Here is a 26579-nt window from a genome sequence, read left to right on the forward strand (position 1 = left end):
AAAAGTATTTGGTCAGTGAATAACAGCACTATTAAAAAATCGTTATCAAATTCTTTTTATAATTAAATACATAACAAAATTATTTACTTTTATTCCGCTTTACACAATCGTTTTTGATACCGGAAGGTATTGCGCTTGTTTGGAATTTCTGTGATCATCCAATATCTAATGCCATGAAAAACTTAACCATTATCGGACTTACGCCTTTTGAAAAGCCGGATGTTAACCTTATGCTCAAATTGCATCAGGCGGGAGCATTTCCCGTTCTCAGCTTAGGGTACGAGCTAACGGCCGCCCGGGAGGCATTGAATCAACTTGATCAAATACATGTACCATCTTATGGTATTTCATTCCCCAATAACGAATTAACGTCACTTTCCATCCCGGAAAAAGTAAGCCTTATCATTCTTCCCTCCGGTATTTCTATACATGCCTCTTCAGAATTACCCATAATATATCAGGTAGGTAGTTTAGAGGAAGCCCGAAACGCTGAACAGGCAGGTGCAAAAGGTATCATTATAAAAGGAAATGAAGCAGGCGGACTCGTCGGCTATGAATCCACCTTTGTATTGTTCCAACGTATCATTAAAGAAATTAAAACAATACCTGTATGGATACAAGGGGGGATTGGGCTTCATACCGCAGCCGCAGCAAAGGCACTGGGAGCCGCCGGTGTAGTGCTCGATAGCCAGCTTGCTCTTTTTCCTGAAAGCTCTGTTCCGCAGGAAATTAAAGATCTATGTTCCAAATTGAACGGAACAGAAACTAAGATGATAGCCAATCATCGAGTATTGGTGAGACCCAACTCACCTGTTTTACCGGAAAATGCCACTGCTGAAGATCTTCAATCATATTTTACCGATCTTGACCCGGGTACGAGCTACATTCCAATGGGGCAGGACATTTCCTTGGCAACAGATTTATACGAAGACTTTAAAAACCTGAAAAAATTGGTTTTCGGCTTCAAAGAAGCCATGTATGGCCATCTGAAACAAGCTAAAGCACTTCAGGTGATCAGTCCGGAAAATACGCTGGCCAAAGATCTTGGTCTGCATTATCCCATTGCACAAGGGCCAATGACCCGTGTAAGTGATGTGCCTTTGTTTGCCAATGCGGTAGCAGAAGCCGGTGCTTTACCATTTGTCGCTTTGTCTTTATTGAAAGGAGAGCAGGCCAAAGCTCTGGTGATGGATACTAAAAGATTGGCAGGTGAAAAAACCTGGGGAATAGGGATTCTGGGGTTTGCCCCTCAGGAACTGAGAGAACAGCAGACCTCTTATATACTGGAAGCCAAACCACCTGTTGTCCTGATCGCCGGAGGAAGGCCGGCACAGGCTAAAATATTTGAAAAAGAGGGGATAAAAACATTCTTACATGTTCCTTCCCCGGCTCTGTTGGATATTTTCCTGAAAGAAGGAGCAACCAACTTTATATTTGAAGGACGCGAATGCGGGGGACACGTAGGCCCGCTTTCAAGTATGGTCCTTTGGGAAAAACAGATTGAGCGTATCTTAAAAGAAGATCACCCCGAAAAGATCAGTGTATTTTTTGCAGGAGGTATCCATAATGCATTTTCAACGGCATTCGTCTCCATTATGGCAGCACCTTTAGCGGCCCGAGGCGTAAAAGTCGGAGTATTGATGGGGACTGCTTATCTCTATACCCAGGAAGCCGTTTCTTGTGGTGCTATTCAGGAAGAGTTTCAGTGGCAGGCTATGCAGGCAAAAGATACGGTTTTGCTGGAGACAGCCCCGGGACATGAAACCCGCTGTTTGAATACCGCGTTTGCACAATATTTTAATTCCGAGAAGGCCAAACTTATAGAATCCGGAACTGATAAGAAACAAGTCTGGGAACAGCTTGAAAAATTAAACGTTGGCAGGCTTCGGATTGCAGCGAAAGGTGTAGAGCGGCAAGGCGATCAGTTAGTCCGTATTTCTGCCTCTGAACAGCTAGAGTTAGGGATGTACATGATCGGGCAGGTAGCAGCCATGCATGACCGTGTGATTTCCCTGGCAGAACTTCATCAAAATGTAAGTGTCGGCAATTATGAATATATTGAAAAGGCAATTTTACCGGAAAAGCCTGCATCGGTAGAAAAACCGCTGGATATTGCCATTATCGGGATGGAATGCATTTTTCCGGATGCCAAAAACCTGGAAGAATACTGGCGCAATATCATCCTTGGAAAAGACAGTGTTACGGAAGTCCCTGACGAAAGATGGAACAAAGAACTTTATTATCACCCGGATTCTAACGAAGCAGACGTGTCCCATTCCAAATGGGGTGGTTTTATTCCGAAAATTGATTTTGATCCGCTGGCATTCGGAATTCCGCCACAATCTTTGGCAGCCATTGAACCCACGCAATTGCTCACACTGCTGGTGGCCAAACGTGCCATGGAAGATGCAGGCTATGGCGAAAAACATATCAACAGGGAAAATATTTCTGTAATTATCGGTGCGGAAGGAGGAAATGATCTTGCCAATAGTTATAGTTTCAGAGGATATTACAAACAGGTATTCGGAGAGCTTCATCAAGAAGTAAAAGAAGCCTTTCCCCATACAACAGAAGATTCTTTCCCGGGCATTTTAGCCAATGTTATTGCAGGGAGGATCACCAACCGCCTTGATCTTGGCGGAAGAAACTTTACCGTAGATGCGGCTTGTGCTTCCTCATTGGCAGCTATTGACCTGGCATGCCAGGAATTGATATTAGGAAAATCAGATATGGTTCTTGCCGGTGGGGCTGATCTTCATAATGGGATTAATGATTATCTGATGTTTTCCAGTACACATGCCCTTTCCAGAAAAGGAAGGTGTGCCACATTCGATAGTGAAGCAGATGGTATTGCCCTCGGTGAAGGAGTGGCCATCCTTGTTTTAAAACGGTATGAAGATGCTGTGCGCGACGGAGACCGCATTTATTCGGTCATCAAAGGAGTAGGAGGGTCAAGTGACGGTAAAGCTCTCGGCCTTACGGCACCAAGAAAAATAGGTCAGGTAAGAGCACTGGAGCGAGCATATACACAAGCAGGAATCAGCCCTGCTTCAGTAGGCTTAATTGAAGCTCACGGAACCGGAACCGTGGTGGGAGACAGAACAGAATTGAGCGCATTAACCAATCTGTTCAGCCGTTCAGGGGCTGTACCGGGGCAAACCCATTTAGGTTCCGTAAAAACACAGATCGGGCATACCAAGTGTGCCGCCGGATTAGCCGGTCTTATCAAAGCCTCTTTGGCAGTCTATCATGGCGTAAAGCCTCCGACCCTCCATCTTCAGCAACCCAATGCTTATTATAACCCTCAGACAAGCCCTTTTGCCTTTCATGAGGAAAGCGGGTTATGGACAACAAGAGACCGCTATGCCGGGATCAGTGCTTTTGGATTCGGTGGCACCAATTTCCACACGGTAATTGCCAATCACCCCAAAGAAGATGATTCTATAGCGTTGCAGTCGTGGCCATCAGAGCTGTTCGTATTCAGAGGGAATAGCTATGAAGAAGCAAAAAGTCAATTGGCTCAGGTCAAATCTTTACTGGAAATCAATGATCATATTCCCTTAAAAAATATTGCTTACAGTCTCGCTGTCGGTTCGGAAAAACCCATTCAGTTAAGTATGGTTGCTGACACGGCAGAACATCTGATTATGAATATTGAACTGGCGCTGGCAGGAATTGAAAGCAAAGATACCTTCACTGTCCATAAGAAAGAGGGCAAAGTAGCCTTCCTGTTTCCTGGACAGGGCAGCCAGCGAATCAATATGGCCCGTGAACTATTTGTTGCTTTCCCGCCCATGCGAAAACTCATCAACTCTTATCCTGAACTGGAAAAAGTGGTTTTCCCTTCTAAAACATTTGATGAAGCGGCTTTAAAGCAGCAAAAAGAAACCATTAAAGACACTCGTCTGGCACAACCGCTATTAGGCATTGTTGATTTGGCTTTAGCTCAATTTTTACGATCCATCGGAATTGTTCCGGATATGTTGGCGGGTCATAGCTACGGAGAATTACCTGCTTTATGTTTTGCAGGCGTTTTCGAAGAAGAAAAATTGGTTGATTTAAGTATCCAAAGAGCACAATCGATTTTAAATTCCGTTGAAGGCGGCGATCCGGGTTCTATGATCGCGGTAAGTTCGACAAGGGAAAACTTGCAGCCGATTTTAGAAAAGGTTGAAGGTTGTTATCCCGTAAATTACAATGCTCCGGCTCAGTGTGTGGTAGCTGGAACTACAGAAGCCATCAACAAATTAATGGAAGTTTTAAAGCAGGAAAGAATTTCAGCTAAAAAACTGGAAGTTGCCTGTGCATTCCACAGTCCGTTGTTGGCGAAATCTAAAGGCTTATATCAAACTGTTTTAGAGAATGTTCCGTTCAACGAAATGCAGATTCCTGTCTGGTCCAATACGACGGCAGAAATCTATCCTGCAACCGCTTCTGAAATCAAAGAAAGATTGACCGATCATTTGGTTCAACCGGTGCGATTTGTTGAACAACTTCAGGCAATGTACAATGACGGCGCAAGAATATTCATTGAAGTTGGTCCTGGAAAAGTATTGACGGGATTAACGAAATCCTGTTTAGATCAAGACCATATAACCCTGTTTGTTGAAGATAATAATCGTAATAAGCTTAGCCATCTGCTTTCTATGCTTGCTCAGTATTTGGGAACAGGACGGGATTTTAATTTGGCTAAACTTTTCGACGGACGTAATGCTCAGGTCATTCAAATTGACCAACCGGAATTATACAGAAAAAATCCGGCTATCTGGCGTGTCAACGGACAAGCTGCACATCCTACTACAGGCGCACTTCCTGCCAACGGTGCTTTACCTATCATAAATCCACTTCAAATGAACAGTTTAATTAATAATAATCAGGGTACTACTACTGAAAACCAGTCTAATACAGAACGTATGCTGCAGGAGTATTTAAACAGTATGAAATTAATGATACAGGCGCAGCGTGATGTGATGCTTACCTTCCTGGGGCAGAATCCACAGGTCAATCCGGTTCCTGTTGTCCATACTCCCTCAGTTCAGGTGCACTCCAATCATCAGGCTCCTGTGATCTCGAGTCCATCAAGTGATGGAATTGAAAAGTCTGTTTTCATTCCGGCAGCGGAAGTTCCGGCGAAAGATATTAAATCTTTATTACTGCAGGTTGTGAGCGATAAAACAGGATACCCTCACGAAATGTTGGGTATGGAAATGGATCTGGAAGCAGATCTAAGCATCGACTCCATTAAAAGAGTTGAAATCATTGGAACTTTGAAAAATGAGTTAGGTTCTTTCTCTTCCAATAATGCTAATGAAGACACCATCATGGAACAATTGGCAGGAATTAAAACATTAAACGGTTTGGTTTCTTGGCTAACGGAATATAGCGGAACAAACACGACAATAAGTTCAGAGAAAAATGTATGTACACAAACAGCACCTCCAAAAACTCAGAAGCAGGCTGTATTTTCTCTTGAAGAACTTCAGACGGCCATTTTAAATATTGTGAGCGATAAAACGGGCTATCCTAAAGAAATGTTAGGCTTAGACCTTGATTTGGAAGCAGATTTAAGCATCGATTCCATCAAACGTATGGAAATTATCGGTGATCTTAAAACAAAAATAGGTTTCGGTGGCGATATGGAGCAAGCAGATGATCTCATGGAAAAACTAGCCGCCATCAAAACATTGAACGGACTGGCTTCATGGATCAATGAAATGAACGGAAACAGTACGCCTGAACCCGAACAAAATCCTTTATCACGGCTTCGTTTCGACTTAACTCCAACGGATGTTTCGTTAATTGAAAATAAGGAAATTCTACACGGAAAGCGTTTTGCCATCACTCAAAACGACAACAATCAGACGTTAGCTATCAAAAACGAACTTGAAAAACATGGCGCAATTGCAGAATTGATTGATTCCGATCAAGATTTAAAAGATTTTGACGGCTTAATTATTCTTGATCTGTTCTCATCTTCCGTGAAACACAATATTATCGATCATGTGGATCTGATTAAAAAAATGGATCTTGATAAAGCCCAATGGATTTACCTGATCTCTGATATTCCGGCTCATGTGCAGGAGCTGACGGATACTACACTTTTGCGCCATTACAAAGGACACCCCGGACTTTTTAAAAGCCTGGCCCGTGAATTTGAACAGACGAATTGCAGATTGATCAGCCTGAGCTCTCCTCAACAAATCGATCAGATCGCCGAGATTGCTTTAAAAGAAATACTATCAACCGATAAGCCTTCCGAAGTTATTTATAAAAACGACCAGAGGCATAAAGTCGACATCATCCCGTCACCTTTGTCAAACAGCCTGGAAGAAGCTCATATTCAACTGGATCAACAATCCGTTGTTTTGGTTTTAGGGGGCGCACAGGGAATCACTTCCGAGTTGGTGAAACACATGTCACAGGCTTATCCTTGTACCTATGTTTTGGTCGGAAGATCGGCAGATCCGAGAAATCAGGCAACCAATAGTGAATTAGAAGCATTCAAAACCAAGGAAGAAATAAGAGCCTGTCTTATCAAATCCGGAACATTCACTTCCCCTTCCGAAATCGAAAAAGAAACGATAAAAATTTTCAAAAACAATCAGATCCTGCGTACGATCCGGGATATGGAGCAATTGGGCAATACGATTGTTTACCAATCATTAGACCTTTGTGATGAAAATGGGTTGTCTGAATTAATTAATAATATTTACGAAAAATACAACCGTTTAGACGGCGTTATTCATGGTGCAGGATTGTTGGAAGATAAATTATTCAGGCAAAAAACAACAAGCTCTTTCGGGAGAGTTTTTGATACCAAAGTAAAACCGCTTCGTGTACTGGCAGAACAGCTTCGTACCGATTGTCAGTTTGTGGTATTGTTTTCAAGCATCGCTTCGGTGTATGGAAATAAAGGTCAGACCGATTACGCAGCGGCAAACTCCGTATTGGATGATTATGCGAATGCTTTACATAAAAAATTAAAAGGAAAAGTAATTTCCATCAACTGGGGCCCGTGGAAAGGAGCCGGAATGGTTTCTCCAACACTGGAAACAGAATATGAAAGAAGAGGTATTTCTTTAATTCCATTGGAACAGGGCAAGGAAATTTTCCTGAACGAAATAAAATACGGAACGGAAAGTCAGGTATTAATCATGTCCGGAACTAACTGGTAATCTCTGTAATTAGGTATGAAAAAAACAGATGTTGCTGTCATTGGTCTGTCTTGTATCTTTCCGGGGGCACAGGATGCCGACACTTTTTGGCAGAATATTATCAATAAAGTAGATTCTACCCAGCTGGCCCCAGCGGACCGGATCGATCCTGTGCATTTCAGTGACAATACCAGTCCTGTTGACCGTTTTTATTGTCAGCGTGGCGGGTTTATCCCTGATTATGAATTTGATCCGACCGCTTTTGGAATTTTACCGTTAGCTGTGGAAGGGACTGAACCTGATCATTTATTAACATTGGATTTGGTTCAGAAAGCCCTGGATGATGCCGGAATATTTAAGAAAAATATTTCGCTCGAAAAAGCGGGAATCATTATTGGGAAAGGAAACTATACCGGACCCGGGGCAACCCGAGCCATTGAAATTGTAAGAACGGGAGAGCAGATTTCCTCTTTGTTAAAGGAGCTGTTACCCGAAGTTCCTTCCGCTGATATTGAAAAAGTAAAACATGCTTTTCAGGAAAGAAAAGGGCGTTTTGCTGCCGATACGGCGATGGGATTGATTCCCAATTTAGTGGCTTCATTGGTGGCGAACCGATTCAATCTTGGAGGTGCTGCTTTTACTGTTGATGCTGCTTGTGCAAGTGCTTTATTAGCAGTGGATCACGCTGTTCAGGAACTTCAGAGAGGCCGCTCTGATATTATGATTGCAGGAGGTGTTCACACCGGACAAAACGCTGCTTTCTGGAGTATTTTTGCGCAATTGGGTGCTTTATCCCGTCAACAGCAAATCAAGCCTTTCAGCAATGATGCCGACGGGTTGTTGATTGGCGAAGGCTGTGGCTTTGTCGTTTTAAAAAGACTGGAAGATGCCGTTCGAGATCAGGATAAAATCTATGCCATCATTAAAGGCGTTGGAATCAGCAGTGACGGTAACGGAACCAGTGTGATGAGCCCTTCTGTGAAAGGTCAGTTGAAAGCTTTACAGCAAGCCTGGGAAAATGCAGATTTAGATGAAAATCAAATCGGTTACTTAGAAGCTCACGGAACAGGAACTCCACTCGGAGACAAGACAGAGTTGCAGACATTGGCTCAATTTTTCGGAAAAGAAGAAGGCACTAAAATTGCCGGAATCGGTTCTGTAAAATCCAATATCGGTCATGCCATGCCCGCTGCGGGAATTGCTGGTTTAATCAAAACTTGTCTGGCTCTACATCACGATACATTACCACCGACATTATACTGCGAAAATCCGACCTCGGATATGCAGAATACCCGATTCGAACCTGTACAAGAGGCGAAAAACTGGTCTAAAACTGGTTTGCCGAAAGTGGCGGCTGTCAATGCTTTCGGATTCGGAGGAATCAATGCACACGTAGTGTTGGAAGGCTATGATATGCCTAAAAAAGACAAGATTTTAATCTTAGCAAGACCAACGCATGAAGAATTATTAACCGCTTTACAAAATAAGGAAACAGCAGTCGGCGAAGGAAATTTCCGAGTGGCGGTATTTGATCCGACTCCTGCCAGAATTGAAAAAGCAACTAAAATTGTTGCTAAAAATAATCCGTGGCGCAACAAGCAGGATATTTGGTATACCAACACACCCCTGTTGCAAAATGGCGAAAAAGTGGCGTTTGTTTTTCCGGGATTAGACGGGTTGGCAAAAGGTGAAGTCGAAAGTGTAAGCCACTATTTCAACATCAAAGCACCCATTGAAACAGAAGGCGAAGGTTTGTTAAATGACGCTTTACATATTTTCAACAACTGCAGCATTCTTGATAATTCATTAAAGAAATTGGGAATTTTGCCGGATATGAATGCAGGCCACAGCTTGGGAGAATGGCTCGCGGGCTACTCTTCCGAACTGGCGGAAGTAAATTCTGTAAAAGCATTAATTGATGTTTTAAATCCCGAAACCTTTGAATTAAAAGATTCTAAATTCATCGCTATCGGAGCAGGAATTGAAACCATTAAACCCATTATCGAAGAAATTAAAAACGTTTATATTTCCAACGACAATTGCCCGAATCAGGTAATTCTTTGCGGAAGTAATTCGGCGTTGGATGAACTGGTTCCAATTTTAAAGTCAAAACAGATATTTCATCAGATATTACCGTTCCAGTCAGGGTTTCACTCGCCTTTTATTGCAGATAAACTGGATGTGATTCTGGCAGGAATGGAAAAAGCACAATTCCAGCAGACAAAAATCCCGTTATGGTCTGCAACGACATTGGAACCGTATCCGGCCGATCAGGAATCCATCAGGAAACTCAGTGCGGAACATCTTGTGGAACCTGTCCGTTTCCGCGAGCTGACCGATAAACTATATGAAGAAGGCGCAAGATTTTTCATTCAGGTCGGAACCGGCGGTTTGATCGGATTTATTGATGATACTTTAAAAGGAAAAGCGTTCAGTACAATTGCTTCCAGTGTTGCGACACGTTCTGCACTGGCTCAGTTTCAAAGAGTGGTTGCTGCGTTATTTGTGGAAGGAAAAACAGTTGCGCTGGACTTTTTAGATATTCAAACTCAACCAAAAAAATCAACCGGAAAAGGAATGAAACTGGAATTAGGTTCACCGATTATCCGTGATTTTACAGCGATTCAACATTTAGCACAATCAATTGATATACCGAAGCCAAAAGTTTCTGCGGCAGTTGCAAAGTCAGGACATCCGCTTGTTCAGGCATTTCAGGATAATATTTCGGACATGATTAAAATGCAGGAAGAGGTTTTAACCTTATTTCAAGACCGTCCGAAAATTTCAATTCCGAATGTGGTTTTGGCAAAAGTTCAGGCTCCGATAAGTAAGAATTTTGAAAAAACATTGTACGTCACGTTGGAAACTCACCCTTACCTCATCGACCACAGCTTATTGAGACAACCAAAAGGCTGGACAGAAGTTGCCGATATAGAACCCGTGATTCCGATGACGATGATTTTCGAACAATTAGCAGAAATTGCACAGGCTGAAATTCCGGGAAGCCAGATTCATAAAATCATGAATGTAAGTGTTTTTCAATGGATGAATGTGGCAAAACCTTTCGAAAAAACCGTAAAAGGAGAATGGAAATCTACCAATCATGCTTATTTAGATATTGAAAATTTTGCAAACGCTGAAGTTGTATTAACCTCAACCGCAAGACCAAATCCTACGCTCAACCTTTCCATCGGAGAAATATTACCCATCGAAAGAACTCCCGAAGAAATCTACGAAATGCACATGTTCCACGGAGAACAATATCAGGGAATTACGGAAGTTTCAAAAGTCGGAACAAAAGGAATTATCGGGAAAATCAAAGGAAACGGCGGAAAAGGTTCGTTGTTGGATAATGCAGGACAATTATTTGGACTTTGGTTGCAGTTAACGTTAACGAAAGACAGAATTGCCTTCCCCGTAAAAATTAAAGACATTGAATTTTTCGGAGATCTGCACGATCAGGACGGCATTTTTGAATGCACCTGCAGCCTGACAGAATTGAATGACGAATTCGCGATTGCAGATATTCTTTTAACCAGAAACGGAAAAGTCTGGTGCAAAATTTCAGGGTGGCAAAACCGCCGTCTGGAAATCGATGCCGCGCTTTGGAATGTTTCAATGTCGCCTTTACACAACCGACTTTCAGAGGAAATTGCCCCCGAAGTATTTTTCTTTCATCAGGCCTATTCAAGGGTGGCGTCGTGGGATTTTATTCTGAAAAGGTATTTCAATCAGACCGAAAAACAGCATCATCAACAATTGCTTCCCAACAAGAGAAAAAGCTGGATGGTAAGCCGTGTTGCGGTAAAAGATGCAGTGAGAAACCTTCTTAAAAAAGAAAAAAATCATCCTTGCTTTCCCATCACTTTTGAAGTAGGGAAAGATGAGGTCGGAAAACCATATTTAATCGGAGATGCTACGAAAGACATTCACATTTCTTTAGCCCATAAAGGAAAAGATGCCGTCGGAATTGCAAAAAGCGGAAAGCCTGTCGGAATCGATATGGAAATCATGGAAGAACGAAGCTCCGGGTTTTACGATTTGGTCTTTACCGATCACGAATTAGCCTTATTAAAAGGAAAAGATCAGGCAGAATGGACGACCAAATTCTGGGTAGCCAAAGAAGCCTACGGAAAATTCGTCGGAACCGGACTGAAAGGAAACCCGAAAAATTTCGAAGTCGGAAAAATTACAGGAGATTCTTTATGGATCAATCAAACAGAAATCAAAACCATTAAACATAAAAATTATATCATAGGATGGACACTATAAGCACAACCGCAAAATTAAATCACGAAGAATTATTCACCCTTTTAAAAGGTTTCATCACAGAAGTTATCGGGGAAGAATTTGCAGAGGAAATGGACATTACCCCGGAAAGTTCGTTCACGAAAGACCTGGAAATGGACAGTATCGAAATCGTTTCTTTTTCCGAAAAGATCAAAGCACATTTCGGAGACCAGATCGATTTCACGGGATGGCTGTCTTCAATGGACCTGGATGAGCTGATCGATCTGGATTTAAACAGGATTATCAATTATATCTACGAATGCCAATAATCACGGTCAACGGTAAAAAAGTTCATATTCAGGAACTCAACAAAGGGGCTGAACACACGGTGGTACTGATCCACGGTATGTTCAGCAACCTTTCCATTTATTATTTTAATATTGCTCCGATTCTGGCAAAACACTTCCACGTCGTAATGTTTGATTTGAAAAGTCATGGCATGAGTGAACGTTTTACAGACGGCTACGATCTGGACAGTATGTCCTCTGATGTACTGGCCTTGATGGATGCATTAAATATTGAAAAAGCACATCTTATCGGGTATAGCTTTGGAGGGCTGATTGCTTTGAAAACCGCTTTAAAAGCACCAGGCCGTGTTGAACAGTTGGTGATTATCGAAGCACCAGATCCGCAAGATGAAAAAGCCCGACATATTATTGATGATTACAGCAAAGAGTTTCTGGAGCATTATGTAGCCAATTTCACCGATACCACCAAAGTACAGATGGGTAAAAGGCAGATGGAAAAGAACCACCGTATGTATGAGTTTCTGTTCAATGAAACCACTATTAAAGCAGACATGATCACAGAAAAGCATTTCCTGAGCGAAGTTGATTTTTCGGAATTAAAACCATCTACAATGCTGATGTACGGCGAAGATTCCAACTGCAGGCCGACCGGAGAATGGCTGAATGCTCAGATCGGAAATTCTGAATTACAATTAATTCCCGGAGATCACAACATCCCGATTCAGGAACCTGTTTTGATTGCGGAAACCATCGCCCGTTTTTTATCAGAATCATTAAAAACTTTAACACAAAACCATGGCTAAATTTGTATTTATAGTTCCCCCTTTAACCGGTCATGTCAACCCCACATTAAGCATTGGTGCCACTCTGCTGGAAAGAGGACACCGGGTGGCATGGATTAGTCTTGACCAGCATTTAAAAAACAAACTTCCGGAAGGCGGAGAATTATTACTGATTCAATACGACCAGACGGATGAAGAAAAAAGAGAAAGCGAAAACTATCTCGATATCATCTCTAAAAAAGTAGTCTACGGAATCGACAGCATTAAATTCCTTTACGAAGAGGTGCTGATTCCTTTAAACAGGCATTGCTATAACGGAATGATTCCATTGCTAAAGGAGTATCAACCCGATCTGGTAATTGGCGACCATCAGCTATTTGCAGCTTCTATTGCAGCCAAAAAGCTGGGTTTGCCTTACGCTACAACGGTTACCGCTCCGGCGGCCATTAAAATCATGAGTGAACTTCCAAAAGTCCATGAATGGGAAGAAAAGCAGATCATTGCACTGCAGAAGGAATTGGGCGTTGAAGAAAACCGTGCTTTGGATTGTTCGGATATATTGACATTGGTCTTAACATCAAGGTATTTCTTTGGCGAAATGGATCTTCCTGCTCATTTTCAATTCACCGGACCGGTTCTTACGGAAAGACGTATTTCCTGTGAATTTGATTGGGAAACATTCAGCCGCAGCTCAAAGAAAAAGATTTTGGTAAGCATCGGAACGACTTTCGACCACGAGCATAAAAAAGCATTTTTTCAAAAGGTGATTGATGCTTTTAAAGATGAAGAGGTAATGGTCGTTGTCGTTTCAGATCCTCAGCTTTTCGATCACTGGCCGGATAATTTTATGGTGTACCAACAAGTTCCACAGCTCGAATTGTTGCCACATCTGGATGGGGTGGTCTGCCACGGAGGTCACAATACCGTTTCCGAAGCCATTTCCAACGGGTTGCCGTTGGTGGTGATTCCGATTGCGTATGACCAGTCGCATGTGGCGGGCCGTGTTGTGCGCACAGGTGCTGGTGAACGACTTAATTTTAACAGGTTTAAAGCGCATCATTTAAACGAAGCCGTACAGCATATTTTGAATAACCCCGAATATAAAAAGGCAGCGGAAACCATCCGTGAATCTTTTGTAGAAGCCGGAGGAAGCGCAACTGCTGCTGATTTGCTTGAAAAGACTATTTCAGCATCAAAAACAGAAAAGCCCAGGTCTAAATTTTTATTTGTGGTTCCCCCGTTTTTCGGGCATATCAGTCCGACTTTAAGTGTCGGGGCAAGTCTGATTGCCCTTGGCTATGAGGTAAAATGGTTCGGAATTACACCTTTAGACCAAAAACATATTCCAGAAGGCGGAAGCTATTTTTACCCTGAAGAAGACCTGATCCCTTATCAGGAGGAGATCGCCCGTATTTTAAAAAGACAGGACGATGGTCCCGCCTGTTCAGGACCTGAAGTGATGAAGCTGGCGTTGGAAGAAACCTACGTTCCCTTTGCTAAAATAATGATGCCCGGATTGGAAACGCTTACCAAAGAATGGAAGCCTGATGTTATCATCAACGATTGTATTACGTTCGGAGGAGCGCTTTTTGCCCATAAAAATAATATTCCGTGTGTGACGACAACGCCCGTTCCGCCGGATGTGATGGGGGATACAGAGAACAGTGCCCCGAGAATATTTGAATGGCAGCAGAATTTGATCAGACAGCTTCAAAAAGAGGTCGGGATTGAAGAGGATGGTATTTTTATCCATTCTCATCATTTAAACTTAATATTTACCTCACAGAAATTTGCAGACTTTGAAACGGTTCCGTCCCACATGGAATTTGTGGGACCTGTAAAAGGGCGCCCGAATCCTGCTCCTTTCGACTGGGAAAAGCTGGAAGCCTCCACGACCCCAAAAATATTTGTGTCATTAGGAACCTTATTGGTAGATATCCGGAAAGCCTTTTTTGAAAAAGTCATTGCGGCATTGGGTAATCAGCCTGTAACGGTGATTGCCGCTACACCGCCGGACATCTTTGAAGAATGGCCGTCTAACTTTATCGTGAGCAGCTTTGTTCCTCAATCGGCATTGATGCCTCACATGGATATGGTGATCTGCCACGGCGGCTTCAATACGGTAAATGATACGTTCACCAACGGATTGCCGATGCTGATCACACCCATTGCTTACGACCATTTTCACATTGCAAAACTGATTGAAAAGGCAGGTTGCGGAATCAGTATCCGATATAAAAGACTGCGGGCTGAAGCCCTTCGCCAAACCGTTTTTGAATTGCTGGAAAACCCGGCGTACAGAAATGCTGCGAAAGACGTTCAACATACTTTGTTAACGGCAGGAGGTAATGACCGCGCAGTAGAACTGCTTGAAAATTTTGTAGAACAATCCACCTTGGTTCCTGTATAAAGCTATGAAAAGAAGACTGCTATTCGGTGAACGCATGCTGTTGGGAGACGGAACGGAGCCTTTCAATGCCGTTATCCCGTTCAGGCTGCGGGGAACTTTTAAGGAAGAACAAATTCAGCATGCCCTGGGTCAGATCCAGGCCAAACATCCCTGGTTGAGCGCGCTGATCACCTATGATGATCAAAACATTCCCTGGTTTGAAGTGCCGGAACCGTCTTTACCTGTTCCGGTACGGCTGGTGCCCCGGAAAGGAGAGGACGACTGGCAGGAAGAATCCAAAAAAGAATGGCATACGATATTCAATTACGGGGAATTGCCCCTGATCCGCTTTGTATGGATCCGGGGTGAGGAGGTTTCAGATATGCTTTTCGTGTTTCATCATTGCTTATGTGATGGCGGTTCTGCGATGGCCTTCCTGTATGAATTTTTACAGGTATTGGATCATCCGGCTGCGGATATCGGTATAGAACAGCCCATTTTGGGAATTCAGGATGTGGTTCCGGAAGCTATTTTAAACAACCGCAGGCAAAAGCTGAAAGCCAGGTTCATTGGCAGACTGGCAGCCACGGCAATCAAATGTATTCCTGTAGGCAAAAAAGCGGTGGAGCGGCAAAACGATTACCTGATCCATTGGAAGTTGGATGCGGCAAAGAGCCGGGAACTGATTGCTTATTGTAAATCCAATGATGTTACCGTTAACACCTTTTTAAGTGCAGCGGTACTTCAGGCATTCAGAAAGGTGAGAGGGAAATCGGCTTTCAACAAAGTTTCCTGTCCGGTGGATATCCGGCGTTTTGCCCCGCAGATCAAGGACGATCATATTTTCGCTTTTGGACTGATGATCGTGGTTTCGGCGCACGAGAAAATAAGCTTTCCGGATAATCTACGCCTGATGCAGGAAGCAGTGGAGCGTAAAACGGCTAAGCTCAATCCTTATATCACGATGATGGTGATGGAATCCGGGCATGATGCCCTGAACAACTTTACAAAGCTGCTGAAACAGGGTAAATCGTCTAACGACTGTATGTTTTCCAATCTGGGGCGCATCCAGATCCCGCATCAATACAAGGCGTTCATGGTGGACACTATTTTCAGCCCTTCCGTGATCGGGCCTTTAGGGAATACCACGACGCTGGTTACGTCTACCTTCCGGGGCGAAATGGATTTCTCCTTCGTAGGAAGTGAAGGCTATTTACCGTATTCGGAAGCACTGGCGATCCGTGATGAGATGATGAAGACCGTACAACAACAAATAGAATCTTTGGCAGTATGATGAAACGAAGATTAATGATGGTGGAGAGGATCATGTATGTAGATGCTCAGACGCCTTTAAACTGTGTGTTTACGGCCAAAGTCTCCGGCGCGCTTTCGGAAGAGAATTTCCGGCTGGCTTTAGCGAAAATCCAGCAGAAGCATCCTCTGCTGAGAACGGTTATCGATGATCAGAGTGAAACATATCCTTTCTTTACGGAAGAAATGGACATAAAGCCTATACCGCTCCGTATGGTTCCAAGACAGACGGAAAATGACTGGCTGCTGGAATCTGAAACGGAATGGTTCCGCCTGTTCGATGAGGATAAAAAGCCGTTGGCCCGCCTGGTTTGGATCAAAGGAAAAGAAGTGTCCGAAATCCTTTGGGTGATGCCTCACTGTATCTCTGACGGCACTACCGGGATTACCCTGATGCGTGAGCTCCTTGCCCTGCTGGATGATCCGTCTTCGGAATTGCTTCCGTATGAGGCATTCCGTTCCGTGGATGAATTTCTTCCTTCAGGTTTCGATGCGGGAAAAAAGAAATATAAGGCTTATTTGTATTTGATCATGGCGAAAATTTTCTTCATGACACAGAAAAAAAGCAGGAGAAAAAACCTCGGAAAGAATTATGCCCTTCACCGGAAGCTGGATTCGCAGACTACTCAACAGATCACTGGAAAATGTAAAACTCTTGGTGTTTCTGTGCATGCTTTGCTCTGTGCCGCATTCATGCAGGCTTTTCAGGAGATACAAGGGAAGAAAGCCAAAGGGAAGGTAATCAGTCCTGTAGATGTGCGCCACTTTATTCCGGAGATCGGGCAGGATCATTTATTTGCTTTTGCCCCAACGGTGGAACTTTCTTTAAAAAAAGGCCCTCAGACCGTATGGGAGTATGCCGGAGAGATCAAAAAAGAACTTACCCGGAAGATCCAAAAAATAGAAGCAAGAGAACTGCTGTGGATGGGCGAGCGGATGCATCCTATTGTGGAGCGTATGATCTCTATGCTGAAATCGAGCAGAGGAGGACATGATATTACCTTATCCAATATGGGTAGGATAGATATTCCGCAGGATTATAAGCATTTTACGCTGGAAACGATCTACAGCCCGACGGTTGCGTTTCCCTGGCTGAACTCCAATACGTTGGTGGCCACTACTTATAACCAACAGATGGATTTCACCTTCATGTCCAATGAACATTTTCTTCCGAAAGAAGAAGCGATACAAATCAAAGATAAAGCTATTGAGCTGATGACCTCATGAAATTTACAATAAAAAAGGCTCAACCTAAACCGATCAAAAAAACAACGCTGAGTCGCTTTCTTAGAAAGCGGATGATCTATTATGTCTTTCCGAATGTATTCTTCAATTTTATCATTGCCTACGCCAGCTTCAATGAATTAGGTTACACGCATTTCTTTGCAGGTACCCAATGTCTGGCCAAGTTGACCCTGCCCATGGCGATATTTTTACCGGTTGTCCTTACCATTGATATTTTGAAAAGGGTAACCGATGCCGCCGAGCAGGAAGCCATTGAGTTCAGAGTAGATGAACAGCTTAATCTCAAAAGGATGATGACGAGGCTGAGCATCATGCATGGCGTGGTGACCGGATTATCAGTGCTGTGTATATTGCTTTTAGCACAATTCAATCTGTCTAAATATTATAAGCTGGATGGTGCTGCCATGGCTGTAGTGGTGGGGATTCTTGCGGGCGGGCTTTCTGTGGTGTTTACGTATTTGCCGGTGATGAGGTTAAAAAAGTATCTGTATAGACCTGTACAGATTGTTCCTGCTGATGCAGAATAGTAGTACAAGATATTCAATCTATTTTTTAACGCAAACTTTTGTTTTCGGATTGCCTTATTGTAAGGAAGCAAAGTTTGTTCTGCTCTGCAATCCTTCCATACTGCTGTCTCTGTTCCGGAGTAAGGTTGACGGTTTTCCCGGAAAGGGTGCTTTCCATATTTTGAATTGCCTGGTCTAAAGCGGCAAGCTCTTCCTGGGAAAAGCTCATACTGATTAAATTCTCAAATGCCATAATTTTATTTCTATTATTTGGTTTGTAGATCAAATATAGAAAATGGGAGTATTCCAAAATCACAGCGTGGTGATTTTCTTAATGGTTGTTCATGGATTTATAATATATTGGGAAATAGGATTTTGTGTTGGTTGATTTTTTGTGAAAAGTTTTTAGGGATTTTACTATGTAGTATTAAATATGAACTTAATACATACTATTGATTTTTTTGAGATTTAATCTCTACACCTAGTTTAATGATTTCGGTTAAAGCATTCAAACCATCATTCTCACTTATCAAACCATCTAAAGATTTCATTGTTTCTTTATCATCTTTAAATTTGTCTTCCAATAATGTTTTTATTGTTTTTAATTTATTTAGATCGGACTCTTGAGGTTTTATTCCTGTTCGTAAAGTTATTTCATCTTTTATTGACATCATTGGTTCATACAATTTATTATATCCTCTTCCTATAGCTCCTTGATACATAAATAAGTTTGGATTATTTTTTTGTGAATTTCCACCTTTAAGAATTTGCAATTTTGAAATTCCAGGATATGGATCAATATAAAAAATATTTTTGATACCTAATTGATATGCTTTCTTCGAACATAATTCACAAGGACTTGCTGTAGTAAATAAATTTCCACCTTTCAATGCCTGCCCGCCATATTTTGTTATTTGAAGCATTGCGTTCTCTTCAGCATGTAAAGATCTTGTATGAACCTGATTATCTTTACCCTCAAAAGCATTATGAAAACTTTTAAAACAATAAGGACAATTTCTGCCGTTTTCTTGTTTTTGATATTTAGCTGGAACACTGTTAATAGTATCCTTCATTTTTTGAATAAAAGATTCATCTTTATATTTTCCAGTTTTTTCAAAACTGGTATAAATAGGGCTTGTTCCCACTACGCCACTTTCGTAATCTTTAATTTCACGTAGTCCACATGGTGTCTGTCCTTCTGGAACTTCATTCCAACCAATTCCTTTTACTGAATAGAATTCATCTGTTACAACTGCACCAACTTGTCTTGAAATACATCCTGAATTTAGTTTAGCATTATAAGCGACTTGCATTGTTCTTTCTAATGCAGAAGGTGTTACTATCCCCGGTTGTTTTATAAGGCATATAAGCTTTAATAATTGAAGATGCATTGATTTATAGTTAAATATATTTTTGTCATCTTCTATATCTTTTGTAATTATTTTTTGTTGCTTTAAAGCAGCACTGATTATCATTTTTGATTTCTTAACTTCCTTAGAAGATTCTATATTTCTGCCTATTTCTTTGTCAATAAAAATATGATAATCACTTTTTTGGATACAGTTTTCAACATCTGGCGACGCAAACCCTCCCTTCTTAAAATCATTAGTATCATATTCAATCTGATCTAGCTCTAGACACTCATTAGTTTCACGAGTCAGTTTTTCCTCCAAACCAAAACCTTTAACCTTTTCTTCAAGATTTTTTTTACGAAGATTTTCATCTTTATTTACAGATATTAAATAAAACCCTGCGAATCTTTCTCTGAAATAGTTAATCTCAAATGAGTTTTTAAGTGAATCAATAACCACATTACATCTTTCATCTTCATCATTATATTTACAAGATTTTAAAAGAAATTTAATTGTTTTCGCTACTGTATATATATGGCTCAAATCTTTGTCAAAATTCAAATCTTTTTTTTCGGCATCTTCTATTTTATGAATATCTAGCTGGCCATAAACACGAAGATAAAAAGATAAAAGATGTAATAGTCTTATTCTTAAAATATGGCTGTATTGATCTAAGCATTTAAAAAAGGCTTTTGAAAATTCCTCAAAATTTTCACCAAAGAAAAAGTTGTAAATCTGATCACTATTTTTACTTTCTTCCTTTCCGTCCAAGCACATATTAAGAGTTGAACAACTAAATTCAAAAGAGCTTAAACAAGATTGTGACTCAGCACTTTTAAGAAAGGGTATTAAAACATCTTCCAAATACTTTAAGTTTTCAGGTTTAGAACCAAACCTTTCTTTTTTAAAGACACCATTTGGCGTTCCCATTTTCTTAATAAAACTAAAAATATTGTCAGCAAATTTGTTTGTATTGGTGTCTTGACAAGCATGCAACAAATGAAGTAAGACAACATTACGATATCTAATTATATGAAATGGTTTCCAATTCCCTGGATAAATAATGAATTGCTTTAAATTTTGATATTTTAATCCTTCGTTAATATTCTTATTGCGAATTTCTTCAATTTCATTATCTATCTTGCTTTCAGAAAAAGGGTTGTCTATTTGACTCAACAAATCTGCAACTTCATATGCACCACCACGCATTCTTCCAGTAAGACCAATAAGTATAAAGTTATTTCTCAGTTTATAAAATTCTGTAAGTCCCATGATTTAGTTTTTAATTTTTAGTTTTTTATTACATGTGATATCGAAAAAGATATTTTAATGCTTTAATGCTTTTTTAAAGTATTCGTTAGTTTCATGATCAGTACAATATATGTAACATCCCTTCATTCCTCTTGTCATTAATGTACGATATGTATTTTTGATAATTGATCGAACTAAACTTTTAGCATATTGGGGATTTTCTTTTAATAATTTTTTATATCCAAAAATAGATTTGTCCATTTTAGATCGAGATAAGGGTTGTACTAATACCTGATCATCTCTCACAATTAAATCATCTCCAATAATAACCCCAATATAATCGACCTCTAGACCTTGACATGTATGTATGCATCCAACTTCGTTCACAGAATTAGGATTGATAATCCAAGTAGAGCCATATGTTTTAAGGTTCCATTTCATAGAGAAATCAAAACCATCTATTTTAATATCATCCAATTCTGGATTTTTATCAGAAACCCAATCCCAACAATATCCAGCAACAAGTCTTGCTTTATTATTTTTTTTATTCTTTTTTACAATAGTATCTTTTAACTCATCAGGTGAATCAAAAATTTTGAATTCATAATCAAAATCTTTAGAATTAAATTCATAGTTTGCGGTTTCTCTTATCTGCAATGTATTATCTAACCAAGAGATATAGCCATCTGAACCATTACATCTGAATTGAGATTCTAATTCCATTTTATGAACATTAGCACCTAACTGTAGAGCTATTTCTTCAATTACCTTGATTTCACCATAGTCTTCAATATGTACTCTTTGATCTTCGTCAATGAAAAATATTGAACATAACGCAGAGTTTATAATCTCTTTAACCTGGTTATCTCCTCTGCGAAGGAAGCTAGTTTTTTCAGTTAATCTATGGGCTTCATCTACAAGTAATGTTTTAAAAGAATTAAGAGGTGTATTTATAAAACTACCACTTCCTACAAAAAGTTTCTTAAGCTCAAGCATTTTATGATCCTTGCTTAACTTATCAAAATAAACTTCCCTAGGAGCGCTTGTTTTGGTGACATACTGAGCCAAATGACCTCTTTTTACTAAATCCACCAATAAATTGATTGCTACTACAGACTTTCCTGTACCTGCTCCTCCCTGAATAATGATAACATTTTTATTTGATTCTGATGATTCTATAGCAATCTTTTTAGCTGTTTCATAAACCACTTTCTGATCGTCAATCATTAGAAACTCTTTATTGCCTTTAAGAATAGAGTTTAGCGCATCTGATAAACTTTTAGTAGGACGGACCTTACCATTATCAATCCTAAACATAATGTTAGAATCATCACCTTTTTTTATAAATTTTTTGATGAATTCACGTAATTTTAAAGCATCAGGTTTTAAGAAAATAGGAGCTTTTTGATTATAAAATTCATAAAAGCTATGGTCAATGATTCCATCAGGATCATAATTATGAAGATAAGCACAGGGATGTAACTTAATATTCTCTTCCTCAATGGTCTCATTAAAGCCATTCAGTAAAGCAGCGTATGAGTAAGCTTGATAAGAAGGATGACTTGTATCTACCATTCCACCTCCAAGTCTTGTTTGCACTATACCATCACGATCAGTTAGTTGACATGATTCCCATTGCTTCAACTCAATAATTATTACATTTTCATGGGCATCATCTTTTCCAGTGATAATAAAATCAACTCTTTTAGAAGTCTGGGGAATATGATACTCTATTGAAATACCGGCATCTTCGGGAATTTGAGGGTCATTAAGTACACGATCCATATACCCTAGAGAATTGTGAAAGGATCTTAATTCCCTAGCTGATATATTGTGCCCTGTTTTTGAGTGTATCTGGGAGGAAATAATATTTTCAATTGCATTAGTAAGCACATCACTTGAAAAGTCTTGCTTAGTTTTATGGTAAACTATCATAGATCTGAATACTTTTTACTGGTTCCTTTAGATTTATCAATAGGATATTTTTCAGCATTTTTTTTCATTTTATCCTCAATAATTTCTGCCACATCTAAATCGAATTTATCAGCAATATTTAGAGCAAATGTAAAAACATCTGCCAATTCTTCTTTTATTTTCTCCGTGTTTACTTCTGTATCTCTTTTCCATAAGAATAATTCTAAAAGTTCAGAGGTTTCAATATTTAATGCTATTGCTAAATCTTTTGGATTATGAAATTGTTCCCAATCTCTATCCTTATTAAACTTTCTGATTTTTTCTATCAGGGATTTTATTTCTGACATTATTATTAGCCTTTAAAAAATTATTACAATATAGAAATAAATTAAATTATTTAATCTATAAATTTTCAGCTTTGAACCCTTGTGTATATAAAAACTTCAAAGCCACCCAGCTGGTAGCTTTTGTGGTATATTTTGTATACCGAGACATATTCAAAAACCAATTTTTGCAATAATTTTTTATTCTCATTTCATTTTATAGTGAGTTGTGAAAATATTTATATATTAGCAACTGATTTTAACGGAAAAATATAAAGCATTAGCTTTCTTGTTCTGGAAAACTGGCACTTTTCAAAGACAAACAAGGATAGGCAGTGCTCACGTTTGGCGTGGGCTTGTTTATTTGTTTGTCGGGTATGCCAGTACCTCCGGAACAGTAGACATAGCTCCACGCTTTCTTATTTTCTAAATCACTGCAACCAAAAGAAAAAAATGTATCTATAAATATAATACGACATGCTTTGTCGCTATGTGATATTACTTTTATAGAGTAAATTATAAAAGCCTATGAAAACACAGTATTTTATATTTAAGCCTCCCTGAAAATATTATTTGTCTTAATGAATGATGAAATTCATTAATTATTAGAAAAAATTATTTTCTCAATTACAAAAAATTATTTTTATAATCTTAAAAATCCAAACATCAATGACAAAAAAAATTAGCTTAATTAAAATTTTAATGTTTTTTGTATGTACTGCTTTTATTCTCAGTGGATGCAGACAAGAACTATTAAAAGATGATGAAGAAAAATTTAATCCAAATTCTTCAAGGTTTCAAGTAATGAAACTTGCAGACATACCTAATGTCGCAAAATATATTAAGAGTAAGACAGGTAGAAGTGATCTGAAACTTCCAATAGTAAATTCACAATTTGCTTTATCAAAAGGAAACATAGACTTTGCGAATCTTGAATCTTCCACTATTATTAAAAAAACCGATGGAGATAATGTTTATTATGTTTTCAGTATTGAAAATGCGGGAGATGAAAAAACTATTTATACTTATGAAGTTAAAGAGGTAAGAGAAGAAATAATAAAATCAGAATTTATTGAATATGCCTCAGATGTTCCTTATGGTGATAGACCTTTTGAGGTGCTTAACGGATTTACTGGAAAGGTTATTTCTTATGATCTTGAAGGAAACCAAATTTCCGTAAATAGTTTTTTAGATGGTGACAGTGGTTGTCCTCCTAACGGCGGATCAACAGGCGGCTCGTCAGGTGGAACAACTACCCCCGGTAATGGAGGACCAACTTTTCCAGGTGGAGGCTGGGTAGGAGGAGGTTTCGGAGGTTCTGGAGGCAGTGGAGGCTCTAGCGGAAATCCGACTGATGATTGTGGAGAATGGGTTTTCTCACATCATACCTATGATAGTAGTACTAACGTAACTGGTTATATTTACACAAATGATTGTGGAGAGACCAGATGGGAAGAAGTTGAATATGTACTTACTCCAAATGCTAACAAAACTGCGCTTACAGCAGATTGTAATGACGGATCAGGAATAATAGTTTTACCCATTAAAAATGGAACGCCATGTGACAGGATAAATGCTATTACCAGTAACCAAATGTTTCAAGATAATATTACTGCTCTCGCAGGGATGACTAATTATAGTAGTGAAAGAGGATATAGAATGGATTATGCAAGTTCGACAAGTAGTAATCCTGGCGGAATTAATAATCAATTTCTTCAAAATAAACCTGGAACAAACCAAATTGAATTTAAATATTTTCTTCCATCTACTTTTGCAATTATTCATACCCACTATGATAGTTTAAACGATCCTATCTTTTCCCCAGGAGATATTATACAGTTTAACGCTTGGCTAGTTGCGGCAAAAAATTGGAATGCAAATCCAGCTAATAATCCTAAAATTGACCTCAAAAATCTTTCTTATACATTAGTGACTAGCTGGGGAACTTATACTCTTACTTTTGATGGTACAGATGTTGTTCCTTTTAGTGGCTATAATATTGATAATTTGAACACGGAATATATTAATAATGTAATTTTACCAGTAATGACCGTTGCAAATGTGAGTGGAGATGTTAGCTTTAATATGGATAAGTTAGAAGAGGGCTTTTTGAGATTTGCAGCAGCAAACTTAAATATGCCTGGAATGAAATTGTTTAAATTAGGTAGTGATGGAAATACGGAGATTTTCCTTAACAATAATATAAGAGTAACTAATAAATGTAACTAATAAATACTGATATGAAAAAATTAATATATATATTCATCATTTTAATTTCAGGCTATACATTAGCACAGGAATACCCTTTAAATACAAGTTCTTTTGATGTACCAGATTATGCTTATATAAAAGATACTAATAATGAGTATGATAAGTATGTAGGAGTATGGAAGGGTGACTGGAATGGTAAAACAATTTACCTTGAACTCAAAAAAGTTAAACAGTTTCGTGATGGTGTTCATCCATATTATAGAGATCAATTACTTGGAGAGAGAAAAATTGTAGATGCTAATGGCAATATAGAAATAGATAGAATTAGTAATTTTGACCTTCAACATCCTGAATTTTGGGGTTTGGGGATTCCTACCAAATATAATGGACAAATAAGGAACACGCTTTTATTCTATCCTAAAAATATGTGTAATAAGACAGCACGGTTAATTATTACTGATTTTGAGAATTTATTAACTCTTAACAGTCCTGTCGTTACTACAAAAATGACTTTACATTTTGAATATCTTCCAAGTTTTTATGATGAGAACTGTATTCATAATGTTTATGTAGATCAAAATGATGATTTTCCTATGAATTTCCCTAAAGATATTGTTTTAACAAAACAATAATACTTAATTTAACCCTCAGATTTTATTTGAGGGTTTTATTTTAATAATTATATGAATAAGTTTTTACTATCATTTTTAACGTTTTCAAACATATTTATTTATTCTCAGAATAGGTTTCATATATATGTTAGCAAACAAAAAGACACTATTTATTATTATTCTGAAAATGATAAGGTTTTCAAATGCTCAGCGAAAAGAAATAGGGGAAGAGTCGATAAATGTGAAGTAAAAGATGAGGTATCCCCCAATACTCAAGAGTATAAAATGTGGATACAATACTTAAAATATAAAGATGGTAAGTTTATCCCTTATGATAAAAACTACATTTATAGCTTACCCTATAAGAAGGGACAGCATTATAAAATAGCCCAAGGATACGACGGAGATTTTAGCCATTACGGCAATAATGCCATTGATTTTGAAATGCCCATCGGGACAGAAATTTTAGCAGCTAGAGATGGTTTAGTTATCCAAACTGTTCAAGATAATACAAAAGGATGTGATTCACAAGAATGTGGTAAGTATGCAAATTATATTTCTATATTACATGATGACGGAAGCAGAGCGGATTATTATCATTTAAAATACAATGGAGTTACGGTAACAGCAGGAAATAGAGTTAAAAAAGGAGATTTGATAGGATATAGTGGAAACACTGGCTGGAGCAGTGGTCCTCATTTACATTTTGTCTGCTATACTCCTGAAAGTGCAAGAAAGATAAAACAAGAAACTATTAAAACTCTTTTTAGAACTGGCGACGGCAAGAAAGTTGAATATTTATATGAAGGGGAAATCTATTTAAAAAACTATTAAAAGGCTCTCCAAATTATACTAAGACTACAAAACCCACAGCCACCCATCGGGTGGCTGTGGTGGCATAATAATTTATACCGAAACATATTCAAAAACCAATATTATATATTATTTTTTAACAACTTTTTGGGTGATGATCTTTAGGTTTTTAGTTTGTT

Annotated in this window: 15 protein-coding genes; 11 read left to right on the top strand and 4 right to left on the bottom strand. The window is 39.2% G+C overall.

From position 1 onward, the window contains the following. The first annotated feature begins 305 nt into the window (after positions 1-305). The 8 genes from BCF58_RS04145 to BCF58_RS04180 all read left to right on the top strand — a co-directional run bounded on the left by BCF58_RS04145 (position 306) and on the right by BCF58_RS04180 (position 17946). Positions 306-7175, top strand: a complete 6870-nt coding sequence (locus BCF58_RS04145; RefSeq protein WP_394337662.1) for an SDR family NAD(P)-dependent oxidoreductase — start codon at positions 306-308, stop codon at positions 7173-7175. A gap of 15 nt (positions 7176-7190) precedes the next feature. Continuing rightward, the gene (locus tag BCF58_RS04150; RefSeq protein ID WP_121460520.1) at positions 7191-11426 is read left to right on the top strand and encodes a type I polyketide synthase; all 4236 of its coding nucleotides are present in this window, start codon (positions 7191-7193) and stop codon (positions 11424-11426) included. Continuing rightward, positions 11414-11713 (top strand): acyl carrier protein, encoded by a 300-nt coding sequence (locus tag BCF58_RS04155; protein WP_121460521.1) that lies wholly within the window; start codon positions 11414-11416, stop codon positions 11711-11713. Before BCF58_RS04150 ends, BCF58_RS04155 begins: the two co-directional genes overlap by 13 nt. Next, on the top strand, positions 11704-12495 hold the full coding sequence (locus tag BCF58_RS04160; protein WP_121460522.1) for an alpha/beta fold hydrolase: 792 nt from the start codon (positions 11704-11706) through the stop codon (positions 12493-12495). The genes BCF58_RS04155 and BCF58_RS04160 overlap by 10 nt, the downstream gene beginning before the upstream one ends. Next, entirely contained in the window at positions 12488-14884 is a 2397-nt protein-coding gene (locus BCF58_RS04165) for a glycosyltransferase (RefSeq protein ID WP_121460523.1), read from the top strand. Before BCF58_RS04160 ends, BCF58_RS04165 begins: the two co-directional genes overlap by 8 nt. Before the next feature lie 34 nt (positions 14885-14918). Further along, entirely contained in the window at positions 14919-16157 is a 1239-nt protein-coding gene (locus BCF58_RS04170) for a condensation domain-containing protein (RefSeq protein WP_228434731.1), read from the top strand. After that, on the top strand, positions 16154-17401 hold the full coding sequence (locus tag BCF58_RS04175; protein WP_121460525.1) for a condensation domain-containing protein: 1248 nt from the start codon (positions 16154-16156) through the stop codon (positions 17399-17401). The genes BCF58_RS04170 and BCF58_RS04175 overlap by 4 nt, the downstream gene beginning before the upstream one ends. 71 nt (positions 17402-17472) lie before the next feature. Further along, positions 17473-17946: a hypothetical protein gene (locus BCF58_RS04180; protein WP_228434732.1), complete on the top strand. Its 474-nt coding sequence runs from the start codon at positions 17473-17475 to the stop codon at positions 17944-17946. A 25-nt stretch (positions 17947-17971) separates the two neighbouring features. On the opposite strand, the gene BCF58_RS04185 is transcribed toward BCF58_RS04180, so the two are convergent. The 4 genes from BCF58_RS04185 to BCF58_RS04200 form a co-directional block, all read right to left on the bottom strand. Next, complete coding sequence (locus tag BCF58_RS04185; protein WP_121460527.1) at positions 17972-18178, bottom strand: hypothetical protein; 207 nt, start codon at positions 18176-18178, stop codon at positions 17972-17974. A gap of 196 nt (positions 18179-18374) precedes the next feature. Then, positions 18375-20549 (bottom strand): cytidine/deoxycytidylate deaminase family protein, encoded by a 2175-nt coding sequence (locus BCF58_RS04190; RefSeq protein WP_121460528.1) that lies wholly within the window; start codon positions 20547-20549, stop codon positions 18375-18377. 54 nt (positions 20550-20603) lie between these two features. Beyond that, on the bottom strand, positions 20604-22463 hold the full coding sequence (locus tag BCF58_RS04195) for a DUF2075 domain-containing protein (RefSeq protein ID WP_121460529.1): 1860 nt from the start codon (positions 22461-22463) through the stop codon (positions 20604-20606). Then, positions 22460-22789, bottom strand: a complete 330-nt coding sequence (locus BCF58_RS04200; protein WP_121460530.1) for a nucleotide pyrophosphohydrolase — start codon at positions 22787-22789, stop codon at positions 22460-22462. Before BCF58_RS04200 ends, BCF58_RS04195 begins: the two co-directional genes overlap by 4 nt. 645 nt (positions 22790-23434) lie before the next feature. Between BCF58_RS04200 and BCF58_RS17645 the strand changes: the two genes are divergently transcribed. From BCF58_RS17645 to BCF58_RS04215, 3 genes are read left to right on the top strand one after another with little or no spacing between them, the layout of a single operon-like run. After that, positions 23435-24994: a hypothetical protein gene (locus BCF58_RS17645; protein WP_121460531.1), complete on the top strand. Its 1560-nt coding sequence runs from the start codon at positions 23435-23437 to the stop codon at positions 24992-24994. Between the two features lie 11 nt (positions 24995-25005). Continuing rightward, positions 25006-25608: a DUF6705 family protein gene (locus tag BCF58_RS04210; protein WP_121460532.1), complete on the top strand. Its 603-nt coding sequence runs from the start codon at positions 25006-25008 to the stop codon at positions 25606-25608. 51 nt (positions 25609-25659) lie between these two features. Next, positions 25660-26421, top strand: coding sequence for a M23 family metallopeptidase (locus tag BCF58_RS04215; RefSeq protein WP_121460533.1), 762 nt, complete (start codon positions 25660-25662; stop codon positions 26419-26421). Positions 26422-26579 lie beyond the last annotated feature (158 nt).

Source organism: Chryseobacterium defluvii, from assembly GCF_003634775.1.
GTDB classification, from domain to species: Bacteria; Bacteroidota; Bacteroidia; order Flavobacteriales; family Weeksellaceae; genus Chryseobacterium; species Chryseobacterium defluvii.